Source organism: Pseudogemmobacter sp. TB195, from assembly GCF_058313095.1.
Genome location: NZ_JBZEGG010000088.1, coordinates 1 through 1,085, shown reverse-complemented (window position 1 = coordinate 1,085; position 1,085 = coordinate 1). Strand labels below are relative to the sequence as shown.

At 64.5% G+C, this 1,085-nt stretch carries 3 protein-coding genes; all 3 read left to right on the top strand.

Annotated features, from left to right (window positions below; genetic code table 11):
* The first annotated feature begins 273 nt into the window (after positions 1 to 273).
* Positions 274 to 561, top strand: a complete 288-nt coding sequence (locus AC4FS3_RS28710) for a winged helix domain-containing protein (RefSeq protein ID WP_491023371.1) — start codon at positions 274 to 276, stop codon at positions 559 to 561.
* Positions 558 to 824 (top strand): hypothetical protein, encoded by a 267-nt coding sequence (locus tag AC4FS3_RS28705; protein ID WP_491023370.1) that lies wholly within the window; start codon positions 558 to 560, stop codon positions 822 to 824. The genes AC4FS3_RS28710 and AC4FS3_RS28705 overlap by 4 nt, the downstream gene beginning before the upstream one ends.
* A partial coding sequence (locus AC4FS3_RS28700; protein WP_491023369.1) for a hypothetical protein occupies positions 821 to 1,085 on the top strand: 265 nt, incomplete at its 3' end. The genes AC4FS3_RS28705 and AC4FS3_RS28700, both read left to right, overlap by 4 nt.

Sequence of the window (1,085 nt, the reverse complement as noted above, 5' to 3'; positions counted from 1 at the left end):
GTCCTGAAACCAAAGCCGTCACCCAGAGGCAATCGGAACGACGGCGGAACATAGGATTGAGAACGTGCAAATTTATACCCGTCTCGCCCCCGGCGAGCAACGAAGATTCTCGCCTGAAAATGACCCTGGGGTAAAACGTGAACACGCGCCTTCTGCGCTGCCGTTCCTGTCATCTCGGGCCAGCAATCGCCTCTCCCAGCGCTTCGGCCTCTCTCCCACCGCCGCCGCCGCTATCGCCTCGCTCGCAGGCCTAGGCCCGCAGGAGGTGCGCCGATGAACGTCACCGCAATCACCGTTCGCAAGGACATCGACAGCCCGGCCAAAACCTACAAGGGGCGCGAAGCCTGGGCGCTTGGTCGCCTCATTGCGGCGGGTGAGCGTGGCTGCACGCCCATCGAACAGCCAGCGCCGCGATGGTCCCACTACGTCTTCCAGCTTCGGAAATCCGGGCTGGACGTGGAGACAATCAACGAGAAGCACGGCGGGTCTTTCAGCGGCATGCACGCCCGATACGTGCTCCGGACGCCGCTTCAGGTGCTGCACCAGCAGGTGGCGGCATGAACGGCCCTGCCATCATGGCTTTGCCGCCCCAGCATGAGCAGGCGGCGGCAAACCGTAACGGGGTGCATGTCCCCCGCGCCCTCCTGTCTGGCGCCATCGCGGCGGCGTCAGTCCACCTCGAAAGCGCATCGGAGCACATCGCCACCGGCAACGCCGAAGCGCTGGTCGCGTCAATGCGGCAGGTCATGTCCTGCGCCAAGGTCGCCCTGGGCGCGTTGCCGGGGGCCGTGGACCAGATCCATCAGGAAGGGGGGCGGTCATGAACGACAACGCGTTCCAATGGGCATTTGCGCAGAAAACCGGCTCGCCCACGACCAAACACGTCCTGGTGGTGCTGGCCTTTCATTCAGATGTCGCCGGCACATTCTCCCGGCCCCAGGCCGTGCTGGCGAAGGTAACCGGACTGGCAGAACACACCGTGCGTAAGGCGCTGAAACAGCTCGAGGTTGGCGGCTTCCTGACGCGCACTCCGGCTCGCACACCAGACGAGGGGCGATGCCCGGACCTGATCCATCTCACGATGA